Genomic DNA, 3,589 nt, shown 5'->3' with positions numbered 1-3,589 from the left:
CGCTGCTCCGAGTCGACCGCCAGCACCCGCAGCTCGCCCGCCTCGATCTGCGCGCGCAGCTCGGCGACGGTGTCGATGCCGGCCGTGGCGGCGCCGCTGAGCAGCAGGTTCATGGACTCGCCGCCGCCAGCCGTGGGCACGAAGTTGACCTCCTTGGCGGCGATGTTCCTGCCCTTGGCCAGCCCGGCCACCGTCATCTGCCCCGGCCCGCCGAGCGAGCCGCCCGTCCACTTGACGCTGTGGGGCTTGGCCTCCATCGCGTCCAGCAGCGACTTCAGATCCTTGTACGGGGACTTCTTCGCCACCACGATCGCACTCGGCCCCCGGCTCAGCCCGGCCACGGGGGTGAGCGTGGACAGGTCGACCGGCGACTTGTTGTTCACGATGCCGCCCAGCATGGTCACGCTGTCCATGACCATGAGCTCGTACGGGTCGCCCTTCTTCTTGGCGAACTGGGCAAGCCCGATCGTGCCGCCCGCGCCCGGCACGTTCGTGACCGTGGCGTTCACGCCGGTCACCTTGCACTCGCTGAGCGAGCTGGCGATGCCGCGCGCCCGTGTGTCCCAGCCGCCGCCCGGGCTGCCCGGCGCCATGATCGACAGGGGCTTGCTGGGATAGCCGCCGCCCGAATCGGTGGCCTCGCCCACGGCGCAGCCGGTGAGGGTCAGGGCTGCCGTGACGGCGGCCAACAGCTTGGTCTTCAAGATGACTCCCGGGGGGTGAGGATCGATGCGAAGAAGTCCTTGACCGGCTCGAGCACGAGCATCGGGTCGTGGCCCACGCCGGGCACCACGTCGAACCGCACGGCGATCCCGTGCGCCTCGAAGTTGTCGCGCAGCGCTCTGAGCCGCTCGATGCGGGTGGTCCCGTGGGCGTCGGCGCCGTCCATCCAGTTGGAGCCGCCCTGGTTGTTGATCTCCCAGGTCTCCACGTCCGCGCTGCCCACCACCATCTGCACCGGTACGTCGCGCAGCTCCTCCACCCTGGGAGCGCTGCCGAACTCCTCCTCGAACCCCTTCAGCCCGATCCACCACGGGCTGCTCTGGTCGATGTACGTTATCCGCCCGGGTGCACCGATTGACAATCCGGCGAGCCGGTCGGCGTGCAGGTAGGCGAACCGGTGCACGAACTGGCCGCCGCCGGAGAACCCGTGCAGCAGGAACCGCTCGGTCCGTACGTTGAAGCGCTCGCCCACCTCCTCGACCATGGCCAGCAGCGCGTGGTCGAAGCGGATGTCGCCGTACTTGAGGAACTTGAAGTTGTGCAGGTCGTGCGGGTCGGCGCCGATGCCGGCGGGGAAGAGCGGGGCCAGCACGAGGCAGCCGTGCTCCTCGGCCCACTCGGCGAAGTTGTCCCGGTACTGCGGTCCGCGCCGTCCCGTGCCGTGCTGCAGGACGACCAGAGGCGGGGGAGCGCCGTGCAGGTCGTGCGCGGACGGCACGTACAAGCAGTAGGAGAATCGCTGGTCGTATCTCGACGCGAAGACGGTCGTCGCGCCCGCCGAATAGAACTCGGTCGGATGCTTGACCACGTGCAGTGCCTCAGCCATGAGCCGACAGCCTGGGCAAACACCAAGGGACTCTCAAGAAGATTGACGCGAACGCGGTAATGTGCAGGGTGGCCGTCACGCTCCTCCTCGACTCCCCCGGCACAGGATCCGTCAGCGTTCAGCAGTCTCCGCTGGCCGAGCTCTGCGCCTGCCTGCACGCCCTCGATGAGCCCGGCCACCACCCCGGCAGCGCCGGCTGGGTCGCCAGGGCGCACGCCGAGCTGGACAGCGGGCTGCTGGTCACGGCCGCCGCCTGGGCGCCGCTCTGGAGCGCCTTCCGCGCCCGCTACCTGCTTCCGCTGTCCGCTGGACCAGGGCGCACGCTGGCGGGCGAGCTGCGGGAGGTGGCCGAGCTGCCCATCGGCGACTTCGTGGCCATGACCGTGCAGGCCCTGATCGGCAAGAACGACACCGAGCTGGCGCCCAGGCTCAGCGAGGAAGTGCTGCAGCGGCTGCGGCTGATCTCCTCCAGCCGCATGGAGATCGGTGCCCGGCTGCGTGCCGATCCCGAGGCGTTCCGTGGCGAGCTGCTCGACTTCCTCACCGCGTTCGCCGCCGCGTCCTTCGACGCCGAATGGCCCGCGCTGCGCCCGGCCCTCGACCGTGACCGCGCCGAACGGGTGCGCGACCTGCACAGGCGCGGCGCACTGGTGCTGGCCGACCTTCCGACCACGTCCATCACGTCGACCACGCGGAAGCCGCTGCGGGTGGTGTTCGACAAGCTCTACAACGCCACCGCCCGCGTGGACGAGGCGCGGCCCCTGCCTGCTCGTGCCGACCGTCCACGGCCGGCCGCACTTCGTGATCAAGCACTATCCCGGCTACCCGGTCGTCATCCAGTACAGCGCCGACGGGGCCGCCACACCGACGCTTGAGACGGCCAGGCGCCGGCTCGCCGCGCTCCAGGACCCGACCAGGCTGCGGCTCGCGTACGCGATCTTGCGTAACCCGGTCGCCACCTCCGAGCTGGCCACCCAGCTCGGCATGAGCGCGCCACAGGTCTCCCGGCACCTACGCAGGCTCAGGGAGGCGCAGCTCGTCCACACCCACAGGCGCGGCTCGGTCGTCTACTACCAGCTCGACGCCGACGCCGTCGAACGCCTCGGGCCCGACCTGCTCTCCGTCCTGTACCGGTGACGAGGCCTGCTCCCGGTCTTGCGCCTGGACGGCGCCCTCCCGCACACCGACCTCTCCTTTCAGGGCTTCTGCTCCCAAAGGACCCCGGCCGGAGTGTGGTGGGAGGCCGGGCAGTGGCCTATCCGCCGCTCGATGTCGCCGAGGGAGAGGGTGAAGGAGGCGGGGCGGCCGCCGCCACCGGCATGCCGGGGAAGGCCGGGGGCTGGGCGGGGCGGAAGGCGTACGAGCGGGTCACGGCCTCCTGCATGGCCAGCGCGGCATAGCGGCGCAGCGTGACGTCCTGCGCGGCGGCCAGCTCGAGATAGGCGGCCGTGACGCCGCTCTCCAGGTGCACCGCCAGCTTGACGGCCAGCGCCTGGTCGGCGGGGAAGAACGGCAGCGCGTAGGAGGCATCGGGCTCGGCCGGCCGGCCGCCCCGCGCCGTGATGAACGTGCGCAACTGGTCGCGGCGCGTCCGGTGGGCGTCGAAGGCCGCGCTGATCCTGGCCCGCAGCGACCCCGACGTCCGTGCTCCCAGCAGCCCGTAGGCGAACAGCACCGCGTGCTCGGCCGCCAGCGCCTTGCGTAGTTTCTCGATGTCGTCGGGGCTCACAGCGACCTCGGCAGGGCGACGGCGTGGGCGGCCTCGCAGGCCCCGATGCTGGCGATCAGCTGTGCCACCCCGGGCGAGACATAGGTGTTTGATCGTCGGAGGTGTCTGATGGGCGATACCCGAGCTCAGGCGGCCGGTCAGGCGCTCATGATCGCCGAACGTCTCCTGGACCCTGAGGCGATCGTCGCCGCCGCCCCCGAACGGCCAGGTGCGTGCCTGCAGAGCCTGGCTGGCACGGCGCTCCTGCACGCCCGCCTGGCCTACGCCGACCCTCGTTTCGAGAGGGCGGCCCACGCTCACTGGGCGGCCGC

The 3,589-nt window shown here is 71.0% G+C and carries 6 protein-coding genes; 3 read left to right on the top strand and 3 right to left on the bottom strand.

The window, feature by feature from the left end; genetic code table 11:
• Window positions 1–704 (bottom strand): tripartite tricarboxylate transporter substrate binding protein (locus tag AB0J09_RS59420; RefSeq protein ID WP_360712356.1); only part of this gene is annotated, 704 nt, incomplete at its 3' end.
• Window positions 701–1,549: a hypothetical protein gene (locus tag AB0J09_RS59415; protein ID WP_360712353.1), complete on the bottom strand. Its 849-nt coding sequence runs from the start codon at window positions 1,547–1,549 to the stop codon at window positions 701–703. The genes AB0J09_RS59420 and AB0J09_RS59415, both read right to left, overlap by 4 nt.
• A 68-nt stretch (window positions 1,550–1,617) precedes the next feature.
• On the opposite strand from AB0J09_RS59415, the gene AB0J09_RS59410 reads away from it, so the two are divergent.
• A complete protein-coding gene (locus AB0J09_RS59410) occupies window positions 1,618–2,424 on the top strand; it encodes a DUF5937 family protein (protein WP_360712350.1) in 807 nt (268 codons plus the stop codon).
• Complete coding sequence (locus tag AB0J09_RS59405) at window positions 2,351–2,686, top strand: metalloregulator ArsR/SmtB family transcription factor (protein WP_360712347.1); 336 nt, start codon at window positions 2,351–2,353, stop codon at window positions 2,684–2,686. The genes AB0J09_RS59410 and AB0J09_RS59405 overlap by 74 nt, the downstream gene beginning before the upstream one ends.
• Window positions 2,687–2,804: 118 nt before the next feature.
• On the opposite strand, the gene AB0J09_RS59400 is transcribed toward AB0J09_RS59405, so the two are convergent.
• Window positions 2,805–3,278, bottom strand: a complete 474-nt coding sequence (locus tag AB0J09_RS59400; protein WP_360712344.1) for a ferritin-like domain-containing protein — start codon at window positions 3,276–3,278, stop codon at window positions 2,805–2,807.
• A 108-nt stretch (window positions 3,279–3,386) separates the two neighbouring features.
• On the opposite strand from AB0J09_RS59400, the gene AB0J09_RS59395 reads away from it, so the two are divergent.
• Window positions 3,387–3,589: hypothetical protein (locus AB0J09_RS59395; RefSeq protein WP_360712341.1), on the top strand; the 203-nt coding region annotated here is incomplete at its 3' end.

The organism is Nonomuraea sp. NPDC049784 (assembly GCF_040659615.1).
Lineage (GTDB): Bacteria > Actinomycetota > Actinomycetes > Streptosporangiales > Streptosporangiaceae > Nonomuraea.
This window is presented reverse-complemented; position numbering and strand designations above follow the sequence as displayed.